Below are 1,316 nucleotides of genomic sequence, written 5' to 3'. Positions count from 1 at the left end.
TTTTTACATTGCCATTAATGGTGATTGTTGATGATGAGAGAAACAACTCCCGCAGCCATGCCTCCCTGCTTTGATCGATGGTGTAAAAAGTTTGATGATTTACTCAGGACTAAAGCACAAAAAAGAGAGTTCAGGAACTATTTAGGGGGATTATTGGGTGAAAGTGAACGAAAAAACATATATCAGATGGCTTCTGACTCTGTAGGAGTAACTTACCACAAATTACACCACTTTTTAACCGAAGCAACTTGGTCGGCAGACAAAATCAACCAGCGACGTTTAGAAGTGATGAATAAGTGCAACCAAACTCGAATAAGTAGAGGATTTAGTCTAATTGTTGATGATTCAGGGCATCGCAAAAGTGGTAACTTCACCGCAGGAGTAGGTCGTCAATACATTGGAGAAATTGGGAAAACAGATAATGGTAATGTTGTGGTAACGACTCATCTCTATGATGGCAAAAAAAGTTTGCCTTTAGATATAGAGTTATATCAACACGCAAATTCCTTGCCAGAGGGAAAAAAAGACCGCAATTTTCAGAAGAAACCTGAGTTGGCTTTAAAGTTAATCGATAGGAGTATGGAGCGAGAATATAGACCAGGAATAGTATTAATTGACTCAGGATATGGTAATAATACAAATTTTCTTAAGGAATTAGAGAAGAGAAAATTAAACTACTTAGGAGGACTAGCCAAAAATCGTAAAGTTAAAGTTGTTAACTCAAAGGAATTAACGGAAGAAATAAGATTGGATACTTTAGCCGAATCACTACCAGAAGGGACTTATACTCAAACTACAATCAACTTAGAAAAATCTAGAACTGTTTGGGTGGCTGTCATGGAAGTAGAAATATCTCGTCTTGAAGGAATCAGAAAAATAGCTATCGTCATGAATGCACCGAACTTTAAAGATGCAGAGGATATAGATTACTTTATTACTAATGTTGAGCCATCAATCGTAAACGCGCAATGGGTAGTTGAGACTTATAGTCAGAGAAATTGGGTAGAAGTATTTTATCGTGAAGCTAAAGGATGGTTAGGACTAAAAGAATACCAAGCCAGAGGAATTAAAAGTTTAAAAAGACATTTTATTCTGGTCTTTTGTGCCTATAGTTTTATTCTTTGGCATAAGTTAACTGGCGGTTTAAGACGGCGTTGGGCTAATAAACCTTTGAACACATTTCCTGAAGCATTGGAAGCATTTCGTACAGCCATGTCTTATCGTTTTGTTCAGTGGCTCAATCATAATCTAGACGTTTTTGTCGCTTACAAAGCGAGTTTAGGGTTTATTTGGGCTTGATTTTTGTTTAAGTACCG

The 1,316-nt window shown here is 36.9% G+C and carries 1 protein-coding gene; it reads left to right on the top strand.

Annotation, left to right across the window (positions count from 1 at the left end):
• The first annotated feature begins 33 nt into the window (after positions 1-33).
• Positions 34-1,299, top strand: a complete 1,266-nt coding sequence (locus H1P_RS33425) for an IS701 family transposase (RefSeq protein ID WP_144875798.1) — start codon at positions 34-36, stop codon at positions 1,297-1,299.
• The last annotated feature ends 17 nt before the right edge of the window (positions 1,300-1,316 follow it).

Origin of the sequence: Hyella patelloides LEGE 07179, assembly GCF_900659865.1 — a bacterium.
GTDB classification, from domain to species: Bacteria; Cyanobacteriota; Cyanobacteriia; order Cyanobacteriales; family Xenococcaceae; genus Hyella; species Hyella patelloides.
The sequence above is the reverse complement of the archived record's forward strand: the minus strand, read 5'-3'. Positions and strand labels throughout refer to the sequence as shown.